Here is a 21520-nt window from a genome sequence, read left to right on the forward strand (position 1 = left end):
AAAAGCTGTGTTTTTTTTATGTCATGTAAAAGAAAATAATGTTATACGAAAACTTTGAAAAGAAAAACAATAAATGGTATAATTTAACACAAACATAATATATTAGTAATTTTGATTTAAATTACTAAATTAGGGGGATATGCATGGATATAAGAGAAAATGTTAAGAATATATTCGAATATCTTTTTTATTTAAAATCATTAAATGAAAAAATAATAAGAAACATTAAAGACTATGAAAAGGCTTTTACAGTAGATAGCTTGGTGAATGTAAAGGGATGTAGAAAAAACAATAATATAAAAGATGATTGGTGGATAAGTATAGATAAAGAAAGTGATAGAGAATATAATTTTATATTTGATTTATATCAAAATCTTGAAAAAGAAGAAAAAATAGAGGTTTTATTTGGAACTGGAATATTAAAGTGGAAACCTGAAAAAGAAGAAATATATCACCCATTGTTTATCACAGGAGTTAGTTTAGATTATAATACTGAGGATAGTAAATTTTACATCAAATTAAAAGATAAAATAAATTTGGATATACATTTTTTACAAGGAGTCTCTGTAAATGATTATAATAATTTATTAAACATAAAAAATAATATTGAAGAAGAAAAGATAAATCCATTAGATTATGAAAGCATAGAGCTATATTTTGACGAAATATTAAGTAGCCTATATAAAAAAGATACTGTTAACTCTAACTTAGAAGAACCTAGAATAATAAAAGATAATTTTATTATAGTTAGAAAAACCAATACAAATTTATGGAAAGAGGATATAAAAAATATAATATGTGAAGTAGACAATGGTATAGAAATACCTAAAAGTATACAAGCTCTAACTACTAATGAAAGATTATATGAAGATAAAAACACCATAGAAGAATGGGAGGAAGTTGGGAAAGAATTATTATTTCCTTTACCCATAAATGGAGAACAAGAAGAAATAATAAAAAAGGTATCCAAAGAATTTGGTGTAGTTGTACAAGGTCCACCGGGAACAGGGAAAAGTCATACTATCGCTAATTTAATATGTCATTTGCTTGCTCATGGTAAACGAGTATTAGTTACCAGTGAAAGAGGAAAAGCTCTGAAAGTTTTAATGGATAAAATACCAGAGGAAATTAGAGCACTTTGCATTAGTTTAAATGGTAGTGATACAAAATCTATAAAGGAGTTAGAAGAATCTGTTAGAAAGATAGTAGATAATTTGGCTTTAAATCCTAGAATATTAAGTGAGGAATTAACTAAATTAAAACAAGAATTAGAAATATGTAGAATGAATCAAAATACATATTTTGAAAAGTTAATAGATATAAATAAAAAAGAAAATATGAATATTAACTATTGTGGGGAAAATTTTGAAGTTGTTGATATAGCAGTTTGGCTAAGAGAAAATGAGAAAGAATTTTCATGGATAGAAGATGATATATATTTAAACAATAAATCACCTATATCAGACAAAGAATTTAAAAAACTGATAGAATATAAAGAAACAATAAATAAAGAAGAATTAGAAAGAATAAAAGATGTAGGAATGTTATTAGATAAAATACCATCATATAAAGAATTAGCTTATGTAATAAAAGAATTTTTAAACTTAAAAGGTAAATATGAATACAATTTAGATAAAGTAGATGGTTGGAATATATATAGTGACGAAGGATTTCAATACAGTAAGGTAAAAGAAGTTGTTAAAGAAGGAATAGAATTAATTGAAGGTGTAGAAAAGTTGAAATTTTTAAAAGTTATGGATGATTATTTTCACAGTGATATTTTGAAAGTTTCAATTTCATCTATGATATTAAACTGGAAAAGGTATGTAAAGCGTTTATCCATTATAAAAAAAGAGCTAAATAATCATAGCATATTTATACCTAAAGATATAGATTCACACAAATTCGAAGAGGATTTTGACAAAATATACGAGGAAATAAGCAAGAAAAATAAAGTAAGAAAGAGTTTTTTATTTTTAAATAAGAACTGTTCATATATAATGAATGAATGTCTAGTGGATTGTAAACCTATAGATTCAATAGAATTAGCAATTATAATAAAATTATATTTAGAGCAAAAAACTATAGTTAAAAATATGATAAGCTTATGGAATAATACGATGAATATGTATGATGAACTTTTAGTAAAAGAATATAATGTAAATAATATTTTAATTATAGAAAACTATATGAAGAATATCGAAGCAATAGTTAATTGGAATGAAAAAGTGAAGATGTCTATAACCAAGTATCTGGGAAACATAAAATATCCTAAAAATTTAAAATGGACTGAAAAAAATACACTTATTTATTTAGAAGAGTGTATAGATTCTATAGAGGAAATAAATCAATATAGACAAGCTAAAACCTATCTAAAAACAATAACTACGTTCTTATCACAAAAAAAGGATTTTCATAATATGGTAAAGGCTATAGATGAATTGAATATATGTGAATTGAAAAAGAGTTATGAAGAACTTAAAAATCTAAAGATTTTAAAAAGAAAAATAGCTGAAATGGATATAATATCTAATAAATTAAAAGTTACATGTCCAAGAACATATAATAGAATTGAAAGAGGAGAGTATAAATCCTTTAAAAACTGGAATAGAGCTTGGAGATGGAGAAAGTGGGATTGTCTGTTAAAGAAAATAAGAGAAGTGGATGAAGATAAAACTGAAGAATTGTTAGAATATGAAAAAGATAAAGAAAGAGAAATAATTAAAAATATAATATATAAGAAGACTTGGTACAATCAAATAATGAAAGTATCAGAAGGAGAAAAGAGAAGTTTAATGAGCTGGTTAAGTGCAGTCAAAAGAATAGGTAAGGGAAAGGGAAAATATACAGATGAATATGTAAAGTTAGCACAGCAAGAAATGGAGAAATGTAAAAGCATTATACCTATTTGGATAATGCCTGTGGATAATGTGGTAGAAAATATAAATGTTTCAAATAGCAAATTTGATGTAGTAATATGTGATGAAAGTAGTCAAAGTAATATATTTTCTTTATGTGCTTTAATGAGAGGAAAAAAAGCTATAATAGTTGGGGATGAACAGCAGATAAGCCCCCAAGCTGTTGGAGTAAACTTTGAAGAAGTAAAGAATTTAGCTAATATGCACTTAAAGAATATTCCTCATAGAGAATGGTTTGATCTTCAAACAAGTCTTTATGATACAGCTCTAAGGGTATTTCCAGATAGAATTACATTAAAGGAACATTTTAGATCTGTACCGGAAATAATAGGATTTAGTAATAAACTATGTTATTTTAATGAAATAAAAATATTAAGGCATGCAAAAAAAGCAGAAAGATTATTAACTCCTATAAAAACGATTAAAGTAGATAATGGAAAAAGAGATGAAAAAAAGAGCGTCAATAGAGAAGAGGCAATATGTATAGCAGATAAAATATATCAATGTTGTAATGATAAAAGATACAGTGGAATGACAATGGGGGTTATATCTTTACTAGGGGAAAGTCAAGGAGAATACATTCAGGAACTTTTAAAGGAAAGAATAGGAATACAAGAAATGATAAAGAGAAAGATAATTTGCGGAGATGCATACTCTTTCCAAGGTGATGAAAGGGATATTATATTTCTATCTATGGTTATTGGAAACAATATAAAATTTGCCTCACTTACTAAGGAAGCAGATATAAAAAGATTTAATGTAGCAGCAACTAGAGCCAAAAATCAAATGTGGATATTTCATTCTGTTGACCTTAAAGATTTAAATAAAGATTGTATAAGATATGAACTATTGGAGTATTGCAATAACTATAAAAAATATAATGAGAATAATAATAAATTAGAATACATGGTAAAAGGGTCTTTACAAAAAGAAATATATAATATAATAAATACTAAAGGTTATGAAATATATCCTAGTTCAGATATATATGGGTTTAAATTGGACTTTATAGTAGAGGGGTATAATAATAAAGCCGCTATAAAGTGTAGGCTTCATGGAAGTGAAGAAAAGAATATTAAAGAAATAAGAGAAGAATACAAATTAGAGCTAAAATTAAAGAATATGGGATGGAATATAATTAAAATAAGAGATTTAGATTTCTATAGAAGTCCTGAAAAGGCTATGCTTGATTTATTTTTAAAATTAAATTCATTAGGTATATTACCCAATGATAGTTTTAAAGAAAAAATATTAATAAAAAATAAAGGACTTAAAGCAGTTTAAATTTAAAAAAGTAATCACCACTCCGGTTATTACTTCATAATATATTTTATGACTAATAATTCGGAGTGATGTTTTTTTGTTATATGCACTAATTTTAGCAGGAGGAAAAGGAACAAGATTATATCCTCTTTCAAGGGAAGATAAACCTAAACAATTTTTAAAAATAATTAATAATAAAAGCTTCTTAAAAAGTACAGTAGATAGAATAAAGACTTTAGTAAATATGGAGAATATATATATAGTTACAAATGAAGTTTATCTAGAAAAAATATATGAAGAATTACCTGAATTAAATAAAGAGAATATATTCTTAGAACCAGAGAATAAGGAAACAGCAACTTGCATAGGTCTTTCTGCAGTTAAATTACTTAAAAAAGATAAAGATGCTGTGATGATGGTTCTTCCTTCAGATCATCATATTCAAGATGAAAAAGTCTTTATAGATACTATGAAACAAGCAGTAGAAACAGTAGAAAAAAAAAGGGGGTTAGTAACAGTTGGAGTTAAGCCCATAAGACCAGAAACTGGATATGGATATATTGAAGCAGGAGAGAGAGTACAGGGAAGTATTGCTACCTATAAAGTAGAAAGATTTGTAGAAAAACCAAATGTAGAAGTTGCAAAGGATTTAATAATGAAAGGTAATTACCTTTGGAATAGTGGAATGTTTGTTTGGAGAGCCGATATATATTTGAGAGAAATGGAAAAATATTTACCAAAGATGTATAAGAGTATGATGAATATATATTCTAGTCTAGGTACAGAAGAAGAAGAGGAGGTTATAAGACAAGAATATAATCTAATAGATGGAATTTCTGTAGATTTTGGAATTATGCAAAAAACTAGAAAAGCTTATGTTATAAAATGTGAGTTTACATGGGATGATATAGGTAGTTTTATGTCGCTATCCAGATTCTTAAAAAATTTCCGGGGAAATAATGTAGAAGGAAATACTTTCTTGGAACAAAGTAATAACTGTATAGTTTTTAGTAAAGAGAAGTTAATTATAGGATTTGGAATAAATGATTTGATAATAGTAGATTCAGGAGATGTAATGCTTATAATGGATAAAAATAAAGACCAGGAGATAAAGCATTTAGTTGATGAGTTAAAATGTTCCAAGGAATTTAATAAATTTACTTAGTATATAAAGAAAGTCCTTAGATACTCCTAATATATTAAGGTCTTTCTTTTTTATAATAATATATATATATATATATATAGTAAATAAAAACCATTCCTAGGATATATTTAATTTGGAGGGGTAAGTATGAGTATTAAGAAATCCATAGAAAAAGGAATAAGAGATACTCTAATTGGTAATGCTGTTGAACTATTAAATAAGAATCCTGAAAAAAATGTAGATAAAGTGGTTGATATAGCTAGAAAAATAGCTAGAAAAGATGAAGAAAATCTACGAAGGATTAATACTATTTATAAGTACTATAATGACATACCATCTATTAATCAATATATTAATAACATATTAAAAACTACTGATAAGAATTGTCTAAACAAACTATTTACAAATTTTTTTGGAAATGCTGTCTGGTCAGGAATGCCTAAAAGAGCTAAGCTTTTAAATGAAGAGGGTATAAAAACACCCTTTGTGATTTTAATAAGTCCTTCTATGAGATGTAATTTAAGATGTACAGGATGTTATGCGTCAAGTTATAGCAAAGAAGATGATATAACCTATGAAGAGTTAGATAGAATTATAGGAGAAGCTATTGATATTGGGATTTATTATTTTGTTATTTTAGGTGGTGAACCATTTTTCTATAGAGATTTACTAAAAATATATAAAAAGTACAATGATGCTATATTTATGCCATTTACCAATGGAACTTTGTTTGACAATAAGTTAGCAGATAAGCTTCAAAAGTTAGGCAATGTAATTCCTATGTTTTCTCTTGAGGGCTTTGAAAAAGAAACAGATGAAAGAAGAGGTAAAGGTGTATTTAAAAAAGTAATGAAAAGCATGGATATGCTAAAAGAAAGAGGAATACTATTTGGAGTTTCTAGTGCAGTAGGAAGTTCTAATATTGATATTGTATCTTCGGATAAATTTATTGATATGCTTATAGAAAAAGGATCTAAAATGAGTTGGTACTTTATATTTATGCCAGTAGGTGAAGAGCCTAATTTTGACCTTATGTTAACACCAGAGCAAAGGCTCAATTTAGGTAGAAGGGTAAGGGAAGTAAGGAGTACTAAGCCTTACTTTGCTATTGACTTTTTCAATGATGCACCTTATGTAGGAGGGTGTATAGCAGGTAAATACTATTGTCATATAAATTCAAAAGAAGACGTTGAGCCTTGTATATTTTCGCATTTTGCCACAGATAATTTAAAAGACAAGCCTTTAATAGAAGTTTTTAAGGGACCATTTTTTAAGGAATTAATAAAGAGACAACCATATAATGACAATCTATTACTACCATGTATGATGATAGACAATCCAGAAGTAGTTAGAGATATAATTAGCAAAATTGGAGCAAAACCTACAGATAAGGGTGCAGAAATGATGTTATATGATGAAGAATTCAAAAAGACTTTAGATAAACTTTCAAAGGAATTTAAACCTTATGCAGAAAAGGAGTGGGCTGAGGAATTTAACTCTACCGGAAATTATTCTATGTCAAAGGGTTGATTTAAAAATATATTAAAAAGCTGCTAAAATTATAGCAGCTTTTTAATATATTTTGACAATATGATTTTATTAAACTATGATTAAAATAATTATATTAAAATATTGAGTGGTGATTATTTTATGAGGTACATAAATATGAAAAAATATAGTGTTTTATCAATTATAATAATACTAATAATTTTTAATTTAATTGCATGTAAAAATAAAGATAATATTAGTACTTTAGACAAAAATTCTAGAGGAGATCTATCTATATCAGTTCCTAGGGAATTGATACCTTATATGAATCAATATACTGAAGAATTTAACAAGTATTATCCAAATGTTAAGGTTAATATAAGTTTAGAAAAAGATATATCAAAAGGGAAAAAAGAAACAGATATTATAATTGTAAAAAGTGAGCATGCAAAATATTTTATAAATAAATTTAAAGACGACTTTTTAAATCTAGAAGAGCTTTTATCAAAGTATAGAAAAAACTTTAAAGATTCAAATTTAGAAGCTGTATCTTCAGACAAAGGTATTCATGGAATAGATTTAAGTAGTAATCCTTACTTAATGATATATAGAAAAGATGTATATGAAAAGTGTAATATAAATATAGAAGATATAAAAACTTGGCATGATTATGTAGAAAATAGTAGATATATAAATAAAAAATTAAATAAGAATTATAAGTTCATGCATAATTACAATAATATAGATTTATATGATATATTTTTAAATCAGCTAGGAAGAGGATATAAAGATGAAAAGGAAAATAAAACTATAGTTAGTGGAGAAGCTATAAGAGCTGTTGAGCTAATAAATATTTTTAATAAAAATCAAATAATTTATAGAGAAGAAAATAACTCCTTAGTAGAGGCTTTAAAGAGCGAAGAAGTTGTGTCCACTATATGTACAGCTACAGATGTATATAACATTATGGAAAAGCTACCTAGCATGAAAGGGCAGTATGAAATAAAAAAGATACCTGGATTTATTCTAGCAGGAAATAGAAATGTAAGCAGAAAAGGATATAGTGTTTTAGTTTTTAAAGGGAGGAATAATAAAGCTTCAAGAACATTTTTGAAGTTTATGATAGAAAATGAACAATTTCAGGAAAAAATGTTTAAAAATGAAAAAATACTACCTTTTAATATGAATGTTTACAAATCAAAAAGTCTAAATAAAAAAGAAGACTTTTTTAATGATAAAAATATATTTAAACTAATGTATGATGTATATAAAAAATCCCCTAATATAAAATATAATGAGGATTACGAAGATATAAGAAAAAATATAAATAAAACTTTAAAAATAATTAATAATGAAGATTTTAACATAGAAAAGTTTATACAAGAAGTATCTAAAAAGAAGTAGACAATATATAAAAGGCTTAATTTTTAATTAAGCCTTTTATATATTGTTAGAAATAATACTGTTATATACATTAAGAGTATTTTTAGCTGTATTTTCCCAAGAATATAGAGAGGATCTTTCTAAAGCTTTTTTCTTTAATTCATATTTAAAAGATACATCTAGCAAGGTTTTTTCTAAAGAATTAGAAAGTTCATCTATGTCATTAGGATTAATAAGAATTCCGCCATCACCAACTACTTCAGGGATAGAAGTTACATTAGAGGTTATAACTGGAGTACCGCAGCACATGGCTTCCAATGGAGGAAGTCCAAAGCCTTCATATAATGAAGGATATACGAAGGTTTCACAACTATTATACAAAATAGGTAAGTGATCTTCAGGAACAAATCCAGTAAATATTATTTTAGATTCTATGTTCAAATCTTTAGCCATATCCATTAGGATTTTCGTGCCATTCTTATTTGCACCAACTATGACTAGTTTATAATCTTTATCTAAATTTTTATATATTTTAGAAAAAGAAATTAGTAAAGATTTTATATTTTTTCTAGGGCTAAAACCACCTATATAAAGTATAAAAGGATTATCTATGTTGTAATGATTTTTTAGGATATAATTACACTTATCTTTATTTAAAGGTCTATACTTTTCGTCTGCAGCTAAATGAGTTACAAAAATCTTTTTTTCATCCATAGGAAAAAATCTTAAAATATCTTTTTTAGAGTATTTGGATACTGTTATTATAGCATCTGCATCATAAATTAATTGTGGCATGTTTCGCAGAAACTTCTTTAAGTAACCTCTGCCTACTGTTTCAGGCATTGTATAAGGAATTAAGTCATGTACGGTTATTATTTTTTTACAGGAAGTATTTTTACTAAGTCCCATACCATTTTGTGGTACATGATATAAATCCACACTTTCTCTATCCAAATTAGCTGGAAAATAGTATTCTTCATAAAAACTTTTACGTCGTTTTGATGTTAAAAGAACTTTAGAATTATCTTTAGAAAAATCATTATAATTTTCTCCCCACCAATATATGTGATAGAAGTTTTTACTATCCAAGTCTAATATATGCTTTAAAATATTTTGGGTATAAGTACCTATTCCGGTACCATTATATAAATTAATAGCTCTTGCATCAAATCCTATTTTCACTAAATCCCTCCTTTACAAAAGAATCCTATATATTAATAATATTAGCTAATCACAAAAATGTGTCCTCTTATGAAATAAAATATGTATAATATCCTTTAGATATTACCTTTTAGCACATACAAAGTAATTAATACATATAATACAATTATAAGTAAGAAGCAGGGGGATAAATATTGGAGAATAGATATATAAAGAAATTAGTGGAAGATAAGTACAACATAAAAGCTATACATGTAGAAAAAATAAAGAATGTATATAAAATAAAAAGCAATAGGAAAAACTTTTGTTTGAAACTATTGAAGTATAGATCACAAGAAACATTATTTATAACTTCTGCCATTAATCATCTTTATAATAATGGTTTTAAAAATACTCCTAAAATTATACAAACTGTAGATAAGAAGGATTGTATATCTTTAGGAGATTATTATGGCTATTTAACACCATGGATAGAAACTAGACATTGTAATTATGAAGATCCTAGAGATGTTCAGCTAGCTGCATTTACTTTAGGACAACTTCATAAGAATAGCATTAATTTTAGTTGGAATAAATATATAAAATCAAGGTATAGGATGGGAAGATGGATTCAGGATTTTAACAGTAAAAAATCAGATATAAGTTTTTTTAAAAATGAAATAGATAAAAAGGATAAGCCGTCCTATTTTGATAATCTCTTTAGAAAAGTAATAGATGAGGAATTAAGAAGAATTGATAAAAGTATATATAATCTAGAGAGGAGTGATTACTTAAATAAAATTCAATCAGAGAAGAAAAAAAATCCCTTTTGTCACCATGATTATGCCAACCATAATGTATTAATAGATAAAAATGATTCTGTATATATAATAGATTTTGATTATTGCATATTGGATACTCATTTACACGATTTATGCAGTTTAATTATACGTGTAATGAAAAATGGTAAATGGAACATAGAAAATGCAAAAAAAATAATGGATAGTTATAGTTTAAACTATTCTATAAATAAAAAAGATATAAAAATTATGGCTGCTTTTATAGAGTTTCCTCAAGATTTTTGGCAAGTAGGACTTCAATACTATGCAGAAAAACAACCTTGGAAGGAAAAAGTTTTTATAAATAAAATAAAAAGAATAGTGGATGACAGAGAAGCAAAACAGGAATTTGTAGAGGAGTTTAGATGTATAAACTATGGAAGCGGAGGGTGTTATGATTAGAGAAAATGCTTTTTTAGAGTATTTAAAAGATATAAATATATTTGTAGATGAATCTATAGGTTCTGACATTAAAGTTAAAAATGTAGATGAGACTAAATTAGAAAAACAATTATATATAATAAATGATTTTCATAAAAGGATTATGGGATATAAGAATATAAAAGATAGATTAGATAGTGGGATTGGGAAAACAGTAGAAGAATATAAAGTGTATATAAAAAAAGTAAATAGAGATTTAAAAAGAATTAAATCAGAAGGACCTAGGAATGCCTTTGAAAATAAATTTTTAGAAGTAGGAGAAGAACATATAGAAAAAGGAAAAGCAGCTATTAAAAATATATATAAAAATGACTACTATTCATTAATAACTAGAAGCATGCAAAATAAAGAAATAATATTAGACAAAGTAGATTTTAAGCATTTGATAAAAGAAGAAGAATTCATAAAGGTAAAAACTATAAGTAAATGTAAATATAATTTAGTAGAAATGGATTGTTTTTATCTATTATCTAGATATAAAAGAAAAGGAGTTAATTTAAATTATTATATGTTAATAGATAGATTTTGCCATATGGAGAATTTAGGACAAAGCAGTTATCAATTTATATTATCACTTTTATCATTTCCTTATGAGTTTGTAAAGACAATTATTAACTATAGATATGACAGAAAAAGTTTAAGTGATTATGAGTACTTAGTAATATTGGAAAAATTAATTGAACAAAAAGATTTGATTTCAATATAGGGGTGGTGGAATGAAAGGAATATATTCTACTAGGAATTACTTGGCACAATATGACTTAGATTCAACATTGTTTGAAAATTTTAAGGTAAAGCCTAAGGAAGTTTTACCTTTAAGAAGTGTTTTTATAATAAGTGATGAAACTGGAGAAAAAATTCTAAAGAAAGTAAATTATACTGTGGATGAGTTAGAGTTTATAAAAAAGGGATTAAATTATGTAAACAGAAGTTTTAATAGAACCATAAACTTCTTAGAAACAAAAGATAATAAACCATATGTTATTTGGAATGATTCCATATATTGTATGATGAACTTAGTAGAAGGAAGAGAAAGTGATTATAGTAATCCTATGGATTTAATCGTAGCTACAGAAGCTTTGGCAGAATTACATTATGCAGGAAAAGGATTTTATAGCGATATACAATCTAAAAATAATCTAGGAAAGATTATTAAAAATTTCAAAAGAAAAGAAAGGGAAATGGAACTTTTTAGAGAGTTAGCTTTAATTTATAATAATAAGAGTAAATTTAATAATATATTTATAGAGAATGCAGATTATTTAATAGATAAAATAAAAAAGAGTATAAAAATATTAGAAAACTCATGCTACTATAAATTATGTAGCATGGAGGAAAAAAGAGTGTTTTGTCATCATGATTTAGCCTATCATAATATTATAATTAATAAGGATAAGGGATATTTTGTAGATTTTGACTATGCTATAGTAGATTTGAGAGTACATGATTTATGTAATTTCATAACTAAATGGGTAAAGAGCTCTGCTTATGATATAGAAAAATGTTCTAAAATATTAGAAGTATATAACAAAATGAACCCTCTAAATGGCAAGGAAATAGAGGTGTTATATGGCATGCTTACTTTCCCACAGGAAATATTTAGTATAGTAAAAGGTTATTACACTGAAAATAAAAATTGGTCTGAAGAAAGCTCCATAGATAAATTAAAAAAGAAAATCGATTTAGAAGAATTTAAAGAGGATTTCTTGAAAGATTTTCAAGGCTTTATATGATAAAAGAGGTATCTAAAAGGTAATTTTAAAATTACCTTTTAGATACCTTCTACTTGTTTACTATATTCATTATTTATAATTTGAGAGTATGCACTTATAGTATTAAGGGCAGTTTTTTCCCAAGTAAGTTCAGAAGCTCTTTTACTTCCTTTTTTAATTAAAGAATTTCTTAAGGCGTCATTTACTAAAACCTCATACATAGAAGAACAAAGGTCATCTATATTGTGTGGATCTATTAATAGTGCAGAATCTAATACCACTTCAGGAATAGATGTGGTATTAGAAGTTATAACAGGACAATCACATGCCATAGCTTCTATAGGTGGTAATCCAAAACCTTCGTAAAAAGAAGGATATACAAAAAGTTTACAAGCACTATAAAAATAAGGTAGATGATTTAATTCTATAAATCCTGAGAATATAACTTTATCAGCTATGTTTAACTCTTCACATCTTTTCTTGTACAACGAATAGGACTTACCTTTTTTTCCAGCTATAACTAGCTTTATATCTTTTTTATAAAAGGATATAAGTTTGCTAAAAGCTTCAATAAGACCAATTATATTCTTTCTAGGACTAAATCCTCCTACATATAGTATAAAGTCGTCTTTAATAGAATAATGTTTTTCTATTAGTAATTTACTTATTTTTTTATCTTTAGGTTTATATATATCCTCACTTGCTAGGTGTGTTACAAAAATCTTTTCTTCGGGAAAATTAAAAGCCTTTATTATATCTTGTTTTGAAAAATTAGATACCGTTATTATTCCATCACATAAAGATACTATTTTAGGAAGAGTTTCATTAAAAATTTTCCTATAATTATCACTAGTGGTTTCAGGCATCCTATAGGGAATAACATCATGTAGAGTTATAACAAAAGAACAGTTTTTTTCTAAAGGTAATCCTATACCATTTTGGGGAACATGATAAAGTTGTAAATTACTTTTAGACAATGGATTGCATATGTTTACACCATCCCAAAAACTATTGCTTTGATTTTGTGAAGATATTTTGGATATAGAGAAATTATCATTAAAATTTATCATATTATTACATTCAGAAGGCATAAATATCTTGTATTTATTTATTTTATCAACATTATTAATATAATTTATTAGTTGATAAGTATAAGTACCTATCCCTGTCCCCCTATACCATTTTGCAGCTCTTCCATCTATACCAATTTTCATAATTTAGGGTTCCTTTCTTAGAAATAATTATATTTCATTATATTAATATGTTACATAAAGTGTTAATAATATAAAATTTTATTACTGTTCTTCTAAAATTTATAAAGAATACATATAGATTATAGAGAGGTGATTACTATGATGAGGGAATTTGAAATAGAAAGACAGTTTGATATTAAAATTGAAAAACTTAAACCTAATAAGGGAGTGTATTTTTTAAGAACTAATGAAGGCACAAGGTGCCTAAAAAAAATTAACTATGGTATTCAAAAGTTATTGTTTGTTTATGGTGCAAAAGAGCATCTTGTTAAGAATGGATTTCCTAAAGTTGATAGATATTATATGAACACTTATGGAGAGCCCTTTGCCATTGTAAATGAAGATATCTATACATTATCTGAATGGATAGATGGAAGAGAGGCGGATTTTAAGAATAAAGAAGATGTAGCTAATGCAGCTAAAAGCTTAGCACATATGCATATAGCCTCTAAAGGGTATGAACCTCCTGAAAATAGCAAATTAAAGACAGATCTTTGGAGATGGCCAAGTCTTATGAATAAAAGGGTTAGAGCGTTAGAAAAAATGCGTCATATGACTAGAAAAAGAAATAATAAAAACGAGTTTGAAATGAATTATATAAAAAATGTTCAATTCTATAAAGATTTAGGAATAAGAGCTATAAATGTATTAGAAAGTTCAGCCTATGAGGATTTATGTAAAATATCCGAAGAGGATAAAAATTTTTGCCACCATGATTATACCTATCATAATATAATAATAGACGAAGATGATTCTATAAACGTAATAGACTTTGATTATTGTAAAAGAGAGATAAGAGCATATGATATATCTTCTTTTATGATAAAAGTGTTAAAGAGAGTAGATTGGGATATAGAATATGCTAAATTGATATTAGAATCTTATAATAAAGAATATCCCCTGAGAGAAGAAGAATACAGAGTTTTATTTGCATTTTTATTATTTCCTCAAAGATTTTGGAGATTATCTAATAGATATTTTTATAATGAAACAAATTGGGCTACAAAATCTTTTGATAGGAAAATGAGTAGGTTAATAGATGAACAAGATGCGTATATGAAGTTTATAGAAAATTTTAAAACTGATTATGACCAAAAAGAGTAAATATTTATTATATGTTCTATATAAAACCCATGTAAAATATTTTTACGTGGGTTTTATATTTAATAAGTATAATTTTTGCAAATTTACTTTAGATAAAGATAACCTTATAAAGAGATAATATATGCTAAAATTAAGAATAAGGAGGGAGTTATATATGTTAAAGATAAAGAAGATAATAGGATTGGTACTGGCTTCAGCAATAACATTAACATCTTTTGTTGGTTGTAGCAATGGAGCTGGTAACCAAAAAGGGAAAGACAACGGTCAAAACCTTACAATATATTGTGGCTTAATGGAAGACTATATGGTTGTTGCAGTTAAAGAATTTGAAAAAGAGACAGGTATAAAAGTAGATGCAGTAAGAATGAGTTCCGGAGAAATAATGGGAAGAATTAAAGCAGAAAAAGAGAATCCTAAGGCATCAGTATGGTTTGGAGGACCAGCAGATGGATTTATCCAAGCTAAAAAGGATGGGCTTCTTGAAAAATATGAATCACCATCTGCTAAAGAAATACCAGATCAATTTAAAGATAAAGAAGGTTATTGGACAGGACTTTATAAAGGATATTTAGGATTTGTTTCAAATAAAAAACTTCTTGCAGAAAAAGGAGTACAAGCTCCACAAAGCTGGGAAGATTTATTAAAGCCAGAATTTAAAGGTCAAATAGTAACAGCGAATCCAGGTTCATCAGGAACAGCATATACATTTTTAGCAACAGTAGTTCAAGTTATGGGAGAAGAAAAAGGTCTTGACTACATGAAAAAGCTAAATGGTCAAATAAAATCTTATCAAAAATCAGGAACAGCTCCGGGAAGAATGGTTGGTCAAGGAGAAGCTATGGTAGGGATAACTTTCTTACATGATGCTATAAAGTATAGAGAAGAAGGAATGAAGGATATAGTATTATCCACACCAAAAGAAGGAACAGGATATGAAATAGGAGGAGTTGGATTACTAAAAGGTGCTCCAAATCAAGAAGTAGCAAAGAAGTTTATAGACTGGTGTTTAACAGCTAAGGCTCAAGAACTTGGACAAACTGTAGGATCATATCAATTCCTAACTCATCCAAGTGCTAAACCGCCGCAACAAGCAGCAGAATTGAATGACACAAAACTTATAGAATATGATCTTGATTGGGCAGGAAGTCATAAAAGTGAATTAATAGAAAAATGGAATAACGCAATAAAATAAGAAATTTGATATAAAGCCTATCTATAAATAGATAGGCTTTATTAAAACCAGAGGTGATAAAATGAATAGCAAATTAAGGACAAAAATAGATGAAGCAAAAAAAATAGTAAGGGATCCAATTTTGCTATGTACTATAATTTTTGTGATGATATCTTTATTTTTATTTATAATATGGCCTATATACGGTGTATTAAAAGAAAGTTTTGTTAGTAATACTGGAGTTTTAACTTTAGAATATTATAGACAAATTTTTGCCCAAACTGAAACTAAAATTGTATTGAAAAATACTTTAATATTAGGTGGCTTTGTAAGTGTTATAGCTACTATATTAGGTTTTTTATTTGCTTATGCAGATGCATATATAAACCTAAAGTTTAGAAAGCTATTTAAAATACTTACTATTTTGCCCATAATATCTCCACCCTTTGCTCTTGCAATGTCATTTATAATGCTTTTTGGACAAAGAGGATTTGTAACTCATAGTTTATTAGGTATAAAAGATTCTAATATATATGGGTTTTCGGGTTTAGCTTCAGTTCAAATACTGACATTTTTCCCAGTAGCATATTTAGTATTAGCAGGACTTTTAAAACAAATAGATCCTTCTTATGAAGAAGCTGCTAGAAATATGGGGGCCTCTAGAACTCATATTTTTAGAACTATAACTTTGCCTCTTTTAAAACCAGGTATTGCAAATGCTTTTTTACTAGTATTTATACAGAGTGTGGCAGATTTTGGTAATGCCATGGTCATAGGAGGAAACTACACTACGTTGGCAACTAAAACCTATCTTCAAGCTATGGGAAACTATGATATAAAAGGAGGTACGGCATTAGCGACTGTACTTCTAAGCATATCCATACTAATGTTTGTACTACAAAAATATTGGGTAGGTAACAAGTCTTATGTAACAGTAACAGGTAAGCCTTCTAGACAAAGGGATTATATTTCAGAGAAATCTATAACTATTCCAATAGAAACTATATGCTACATAATATGCTTATTTATAATGATACTTTATATATTAATACCATATGGTTCATTTGTTAATTTATGGGGAATAGATTATACACCAACATTGAAACATTATAAATACATAAAAAATTTAGGTGTAAAAGCTTTAGTAGATACTACTAAACTTTCATTGATAGCTATGCCTATAACAGGAGTAATGGGGATGGTTATAGCATTCTTAATAGTTAGAAAAAGATTTTTAGGTAGACAAACTGTTGAGTTTGTATCAATGCTTTCAATGGCAGTTCCAGGTACTGTAATTGGTATGGGGTATATATTAGCATATAATAAAAAGCCTTTAATACTAACAGGAACGTCTGCCATTATAATAATAGCATTTATTTTTAGAAGTATGCCTGTAGGAATAAGATCGGGGATAGCATCATTACAACAAATAGACCCTGGAATAGAAGAAGCAGCTCAAGATTTAGGAGCTAACTCCATTAAAGTATTTACATCTGTAACAATTCCGCTCATAAAATCAGCATTCTTTAGTGGTCTTGTATATAGCTTTGTAAGAAGTATGACAGCTGTTAGTGCAGTAATCTTCTTGGTTTCAGCAAATTATAATCTTCTTACAGTAACAATAATGTCTCAAGTTGATGTTGGAAGAATAGGAGTTGCTGCAGGATTTTCTACATTATTAATACTTATAGTTATTGTAGTAGTAGGTATAATGAATTTCTTATTAAGCAAAATAGGAATAACTACTTCAACTAGAGAAGGTTAGGAGGAAGTATAATGTCTTCAAAATACGTAAAATTAAAAGATATAAGTAAAATATATAAAAGTCCTGGTGGGAAGACTTTCACAGCGGTGGATAACGTATCCTTAAATATAGAACCAGGGGAATTTGTAACTCTTTTAGGTCCTTCTGGATGTGGTAAAACCACTACATTGAGAATGATAGCTGGATTTGAAGTACCAACAGAAGGAGGTATTCATATAGGAGAACAAAGAGTAAACAATCTTACTCCAGATAAAAGAGATACAGCCATGGTTTTTCAAACTTATGCACTTTTCCCCCATTTAAACATATTTGAAAATATAGCATATGGATTAAAAATAAAAAAATTATCCAAAAGTGAAATAGCAGATAAGGTAAAAAACATATTAGAACTAGTGGGGCTTTCAGGTCTAGAAAATAGAGCACCAAATCAGTTATCTGGAGGTCAACAGCAAAGAGTTGCCTTAGCAAGGGCATTGGTTATGGAACCATCTGTTCTTTTGTTTGATGAACCATTATCTAACTTAGATGCTAAGCTAAGAGTTTATATGAGAACAGAGATAAGAAGAATTCAAAAAAATATTGGAATAACTAGTGTATATGTAACTCATGACCAAGCAGAAGCTATGAGTATGTCAGATAGAGTAATTATAATGAATAAGGGAATAATAGAGCAAATAGGAACACCTCAAGAAATATATAATAGTCCTGCTACAGAGTTTGTAGCTGATTTTATTGGGGTAGCTAATATTTTTGATTCATCTGTAAAAGATATAGAAGATGATTATGTTAGTATAGAATTATTTGACAACATATATAAGGTTAAGGCTAATAAGGCATTTAAAAAAGGAGAAAAAATAAAAGCAATTATAAGACCAGAAGCATTATCTTTTGGTGAAGAAAATGGAATAAAAGTGTTAGTGGATTATTCTGTATTTATGGGTTCATACCAAGATTATAATTTAAAGTATAAGGATTTTGATATTAAACTTACAGATTATAATCCTTCAAGTAAAAAGGTATATAGTCAAGGTGAATACGCTTTATTGAGTATTAATGAAGATAGTATACATATAATATCTACAGAAAAATAGAATAATAATTTTAAAAACAGTCTTTTATTAAATTAAAAGACTGTTTTTTAAAAAACTTTTAAATGCTATAAAATGATGTATAATTAAAATGTAGGTGATAATTTGATTAAAGATATAGAATATAGAATATTACAGATGTTAGTTGAAACTGGCGATTTTTTAACTATAAAACAAATATCAAATAAAACAAATATCAAATAAAGTAAATATTAGCGAAAGAACGGTTAGGTATGCTATAGATAATATAAATTATATATTAAAGAGAAATAATATGCCTATTATAAAGAAAAAATATGGAGAGGGTATAAAGATAGATTTAACTAAAAATCAAATAGATTTATTAGCCACTAAAGAATCCATATATAGAAATTATTTAGGCTTTGAGAATAAATATAGATTAATATTATATCTGTTAAAAAGTCACTATTCTAGAACACTTCAAGAGATATCTAATTTTCTAGGAGTTAGTAGGTCAACTACATCAAAATATCTAGATGAAATAGAGGGATATCTTAGAGAAAAAGGTGTACAGTTAGTAAGAAGAAGGAATAAAGGCATTTATATTGTAGGTAGAGAACTGCAAAAAAGAAGAATCATATATGATATAATTTTACACAGTTACGATTACTCTAGAATACACGGATTATTACAACCAGAAACTATATATGATCTTATGATATGGAATTACTTTTATGGTATAGATATAAAGCATATATGGGAGCTTTTAATAGATACATTGAAGGCTATAAATATATCTGTATCAGATATGGCTTTTTATAATATTATTATAAATACATGTATAATGATAAAAAGAATACAACAAGATTTTATAGCGGATATAGAATACGAAAAAATGGACTATATATCAGAGACTTTTGAATATGACGAAGCCAAAAATTATTGTAATGAATTATCTAAAAGATATAATATTATTATACCTAAAACGGAAATAATATGGATAAGTATGCATTTTCTTGGAGCTAATCCTATAAAGTTTTTAGAAGATGATATTTTTTCAAATATAAAAGAAAGACATAAATTAGTAAATTCTATAGAAAAGATGGTTTCCCAATTTGAAAAAGAAGTAGATATAGCTTTAGAAAATAAAGATGAAATCATAAATGGACTTTTTGTTCATTTAATGCCTGCCATTAATAGAGCTAAATATAGCATAAAAATAAAAAACTCTTATAAAGAAGATATTAAAAATTCCTATAATGAATTTTATACAATTACTGCTAATTTAGTGAGAATAATAAATAACGAGTTTAATGTGGAATTAGGTAGCGATGAAATATCTTATGTTTGCCTTCATTTTGTAGCTGCAATTGAAAAAATGAATAAAAGTTACGCTACTAAAAAAAGAATTATAGTGGTCTGCTCCACAGGAGTAGGGACTTCTAAGCTTTTAGCAAATAAACTAAGAAATAGCTATGATGATATAGAAATTATAGACATATTATCTTATAATCAGTTTATTTCTAGAAATACCTTTGATATAGATTATGTAATAAGTACAGTAGCTTTAAAAGAGGCTAATGTTCCAGTTATAGTAGTAAATCCTCTAATAAATGACGAAGATAAAAAACAGCTTTCTAAGATATTTTCACCAAAAGTAAAAGAAAAGATTATAAATGTAGAAAGTATTATAAATGTAGTACAAAAGCATTGCGTAATAAAAGATTTAACCGCACTAAAAAAAGATTTAAAGAAGAACATAATTGGGGAAATACAAGATGAAATGTTACATATTCGGGATTTGCTAGTATGTGAGGCTATTATTACCAATGTAGAAGTTACAGATGCAAAAGAGGCTATAAAAATATCAGGTAATGCATTAAAACAATTAGGATACGTTAATGATAATTATGTAAAGAGTTTAGTAAATTGTTTAAATAAAAGAGGTAAAAATGGCCCTTATATAGTAATATCACATGGTATAGCATTGCCTCATGCTAAACCAGAAGATGGTGTATATAAAACTGGATTTTCAATGGTTATATTAAAAGAACCAGTAAAATTTAATCATAAAAAGCATGACCCAGTTCAAGTAATAATAAGTTTTGCAACCAAAAATAATCAAGAGCATGTAAAAGCTCTTGAGGAGATTACAAGTTTTATTATGTTAAGAAAAAACTTTAAAAATTTAATTCAATGTAAAGATTCAAAAGAAGTAATATTGTTATTAGAAAATTTTAAGGAGGAAGGAGAATGCTCAATATAGTTATTGTATGTAGCTTAGGATTGGGCAGCAGCTTTATAATAGAAGCTAATGTTAAAAGATATTTTAAAAATAAAAAATTAAAGCATAATATAATTAGATGTGATGTAACAACCGCAGGGTTATATGATCCAGACATATATATATGTTCTGAGGACATTAACTTTTATATAGATAAAAAAGATATAGCAAAAGTAGAATTAGAGGATTTGTTGGATCAAGAAGAAATAAAATTTAAATTGGATAACTATTTAAAGAGTAGAGGTATATTAGATGGATGTATTTAATACTTTAATGAAGGCAGATGTAATTTTAGTACTCATAGTTTCCATAGGACTTTTAATTCAGAAAAAGAACTTTAAACAAATTATTGTATCTGTTATTAAAGCTAGTGTAGGATATGTAATTATAGTTTTAGGTTCAGATATAGCTTTGAAAACATTAAGTATATTAAGTTTAGTTATACGTAGATCATTACATATATTTGACATAATGCTGTATTTTTATTTACTTTTTAATTCATCTAAACAATCTTTGCATATGTTTTTTCCTTTATAATAATTTACATTTCTTGCATCGCCACAGAA

At 26.8% G+C, this 21520-nt stretch carries 15 protein-coding genes and 2 pseudogenes; 14 read left to right on the forward strand and 3 right to left on the reverse strand.

Features of this window, described 5'->3' with window-relative positions; translation table 11 throughout:
* Nucleotides 1–143 precede the first annotated feature (143 nt).
* From B5D21_RS11530 to B5D21_RS11545, 4 genes are all read left to right on the forward strand, one after another.
* The gene (locus B5D21_RS11530) at nucleotides 144–4202 is read left to right on the forward strand and encodes an AAA domain-containing protein (RefSeq protein ID WP_011098575.1); all 4059 of its coding nucleotides are present in this window, start codon (nucleotides 144–146) and stop codon (nucleotides 4200–4202) included.
* Nucleotides 4203–4278: 76 nt separating this feature from the next.
* Nucleotides 4279–5346: a mannose-1-phosphate guanylyltransferase gene (locus tag B5D21_RS11535; protein WP_011098576.1), complete on the forward strand. Its 1068-nt coding sequence runs from the start codon at nucleotides 4279–4281 to the stop codon at nucleotides 5344–5346.
* Nucleotides 5347–5472: 126 nt separating this feature from the next.
* Complete coding sequence (locus tag B5D21_RS11540) at nucleotides 5473–6855, forward strand: radical SAM protein (protein ID WP_011098577.1); 1383 nt, start codon at nucleotides 5473–5475, stop codon at nucleotides 6853–6855.
* 135 nt (nucleotides 6856–6990) lie between these two features.
* On the forward strand, nucleotides 6991–8217 hold the full coding sequence (locus B5D21_RS11545) for an ABC transporter substrate-binding protein (RefSeq protein ID WP_035110922.1): 1227 nt from the start codon (nucleotides 6991–6993) through the stop codon (nucleotides 8215–8217).
* Nucleotides 8218–8253: 36 nt separating this feature from the next.
* Here B5D21_RS11545 and B5D21_RS11550 read toward each other — a convergent pair whose 3' ends face one another.
* Nucleotides 8254–9378, reverse strand: coding sequence for a glycosyltransferase family 4 protein (locus B5D21_RS11550; RefSeq protein WP_011098579.1), 1125 nt, complete (start codon nucleotides 9376–9378; stop codon nucleotides 8254–8256).
* A 173-nt stretch (nucleotides 9379–9551) separates the two neighbouring features.
* Here B5D21_RS11550 and B5D21_RS11555 point away from each other — a divergent pair, with 173 nt between their 5' ends.
* From B5D21_RS11555 to B5D21_RS11565, 3 genes are read left to right on the forward strand one after another with little or no spacing between them, the layout of a single operon-like run.
* A complete protein-coding gene (locus B5D21_RS11555) occupies nucleotides 9552–10577 on the forward strand; it encodes a CotS family spore coat protein (RefSeq protein ID WP_011098580.1) in 1026 nt (341 codons plus the stop codon).
* Nucleotides 10570–11322, forward strand: coding sequence for a hypothetical protein (locus B5D21_RS11560; protein WP_052040424.1), 753 nt, complete (start codon nucleotides 10570–10572; stop codon nucleotides 11320–11322). The genes B5D21_RS11555 and B5D21_RS11560 overlap by 8 nt, the downstream gene beginning before the upstream one ends.
* Before the next feature lie 10 nt (nucleotides 11323–11332).
* A complete protein-coding gene (locus B5D21_RS11565) occupies nucleotides 11333–12349 on the forward strand; it encodes a CotS family spore coat protein (protein ID WP_011098582.1) in 1017 nt (338 codons plus the stop codon).
* A gap of 38 nt (nucleotides 12350–12387) precedes the next feature.
* On the opposite strand, the gene B5D21_RS11570 is transcribed toward B5D21_RS11565, so the two are convergent.
* Nucleotides 12388–13542 carry a glycosyltransferase family 4 protein gene (locus tag B5D21_RS11570; RefSeq protein WP_011098583.1) on the reverse strand — a complete coding sequence of 385 codons (1155 nt, stop codon included), beginning with the start codon at nucleotides 13540–13542 and terminating at the stop codon, nucleotides 12388–12390.
* A gap of 138 nt (nucleotides 13543–13680) precedes the next feature.
* Here B5D21_RS11570 and B5D21_RS11575 point away from each other — a divergent pair, with 138 nt between their 5' ends.
* The 7 genes and pseudogenes from B5D21_RS11575 to B5D21_RS14315 form a co-directional block, all read left to right on the forward strand.
* Nucleotides 13681–14685, forward strand: a complete 1005-nt coding sequence (locus B5D21_RS11575; RefSeq protein ID WP_035110925.1) for a CotS family spore coat protein — start codon at nucleotides 13681–13683, stop codon at nucleotides 14683–14685.
* Between the two features lie 154 nt (nucleotides 14686–14839).
* Complete coding sequence (locus B5D21_RS11580; RefSeq protein WP_078688114.1) at nucleotides 14840–15877, forward strand: ABC transporter substrate-binding protein; 1038 nt, start codon at nucleotides 14840–14842, stop codon at nucleotides 15875–15877.
* A 61-nt stretch (nucleotides 15878–15938) separates the two neighbouring features.
* Nucleotides 15939–17621 (forward strand): ABC transporter permease, encoded by a 1683-nt coding sequence (locus tag B5D21_RS11585; protein ID WP_011098586.1) that lies wholly within the window; start codon nucleotides 15939–15941, stop codon nucleotides 17619–17621.
* 11 nt (nucleotides 17622–17632) lie between these two features.
* Nucleotides 17633–18712, forward strand: a complete 1080-nt coding sequence (locus B5D21_RS11590) for an ABC transporter ATP-binding protein (protein ID WP_011098587.1) — start codon at nucleotides 17633–17635, stop codon at nucleotides 18710–18712.
* A 271-nt stretch (nucleotides 18713–18983) separates the two neighbouring features.
* A complete protein-coding gene (locus tag B5D21_RS11595) occupies nucleotides 18984–20936 on the forward strand; it encodes a BglG family transcription antiterminator (protein ID WP_011098588.1) in 1953 nt (650 codons plus the stop codon).
* Complete coding sequence (locus B5D21_RS11600; protein ID WP_035110928.1) at nucleotides 20924–21220, forward strand: PTS sugar transporter subunit IIB; 297 nt, start codon at nucleotides 20924–20926, stop codon at nucleotides 21218–21220. The genes B5D21_RS11595 and B5D21_RS11600 overlap by 13 nt, the downstream gene beginning before the upstream one ends.
* A 7-nt stretch (nucleotides 21221–21227) precedes the next feature.
* Nucleotides 21228–21413, forward strand: a pseudogene (locus B5D21_RS14315) (PTS transporter subunit IIC); the annotation flags it as partial.
* A gap of 23 nt (nucleotides 21414–21436) precedes the next feature.
* On the opposite strand, the pseudogene B5D21_RS14320 reads toward B5D21_RS14315, so the two are convergent.
* Nucleotides 21437–21520, reverse strand: a pseudogene (locus B5D21_RS14320) (AbrB/MazE/SpoVT family DNA-binding domain-containing protein); the annotation flags it as partial.

Source organism: Clostridium tetani (genome assembly GCF_900167265.1).
In the GTDB taxonomy this organism is placed as follows: domain Bacteria; phylum Bacillota; class Clostridia; order Clostridiales; family Clostridiaceae; genus Clostridium_G; species Clostridium_G tetani.

Excerpts from the sequence above, each read along its gene's own strand:
- B5D21_RS11540 (WP_011098577.1), top strand. The coding sequence starts at position 5,473 with ATGAGTATTAAGAAATCCATAGAAAAAGGAATAAGAGATACTCTAATT.
- B5D21_RS11530 (WP_011098575.1), top strand. The coding sequence starts at position 144 with ATGGATATAAGAGAAAATGTTAAGAATATATTCGAATATCTTTTTTAT.
- B5D21_RS11570 (WP_011098583.1), bottom strand. The coding sequence starts at position 13,542 with ATGAAAATTGGTATAGATGGAAGAGCTGCAAAATGGTATAGGGGGACA.
- B5D21_RS11565 (WP_011098582.1), top strand. The coding sequence starts at position 11,333 with ATGAAAGGAATATATTCTACTAGGAATTACTTGGCACAATATGACTTA.
- B5D21_RS11575 (WP_035110925.1), top strand. The coding sequence starts at position 13,681 with ATGATGAGGGAATTTGAAATAGAAAGACAGTTTGATATTAAAATTGAA.
- B5D21_RS11580 (WP_078688114.1), top strand. The coding sequence starts at position 14,840 with ATGTTAAAGATAAAGAAGATAATAGGATTGGTACTGGCTTCAGCAATA.
- B5D21_RS11560 (WP_052040424.1), top strand. The coding sequence starts at position 10,570 with ATGATTAGAGAAAATGCTTTTTTAGAGTATTTAAAAGATATAAATATA.
- B5D21_RS11595 (WP_011098588.1), top strand. The coding sequence starts at position 18,984 with ATGCCTATTATAAAGAAAAAATATGGAGAGGGTATAAAGATAGATTTA.
- B5D21_RS11545 (WP_035110922.1), top strand. The coding sequence starts at position 6,991 with ATGAAAAAATATAGTGTTTTATCAATTATAATAATACTAATAATTTTT.
- B5D21_RS11600 (WP_035110928.1), top strand. The coding sequence starts at position 20,924 with ATGCTCAATATAGTTATTGTATGTAGCTTAGGATTGGGCAGCAGCTTT.
- B5D21_RS11585 (WP_011098586.1), top strand. The coding sequence starts at position 15,939 with ATGAATAGCAAATTAAGGACAAAAATAGATGAAGCAAAAAAAATAGTA.
- B5D21_RS11590 (WP_011098587.1), top strand. The coding sequence starts at position 17,633 with ATGTCTTCAAAATACGTAAAATTAAAAGATATAAGTAAAATATATAAA.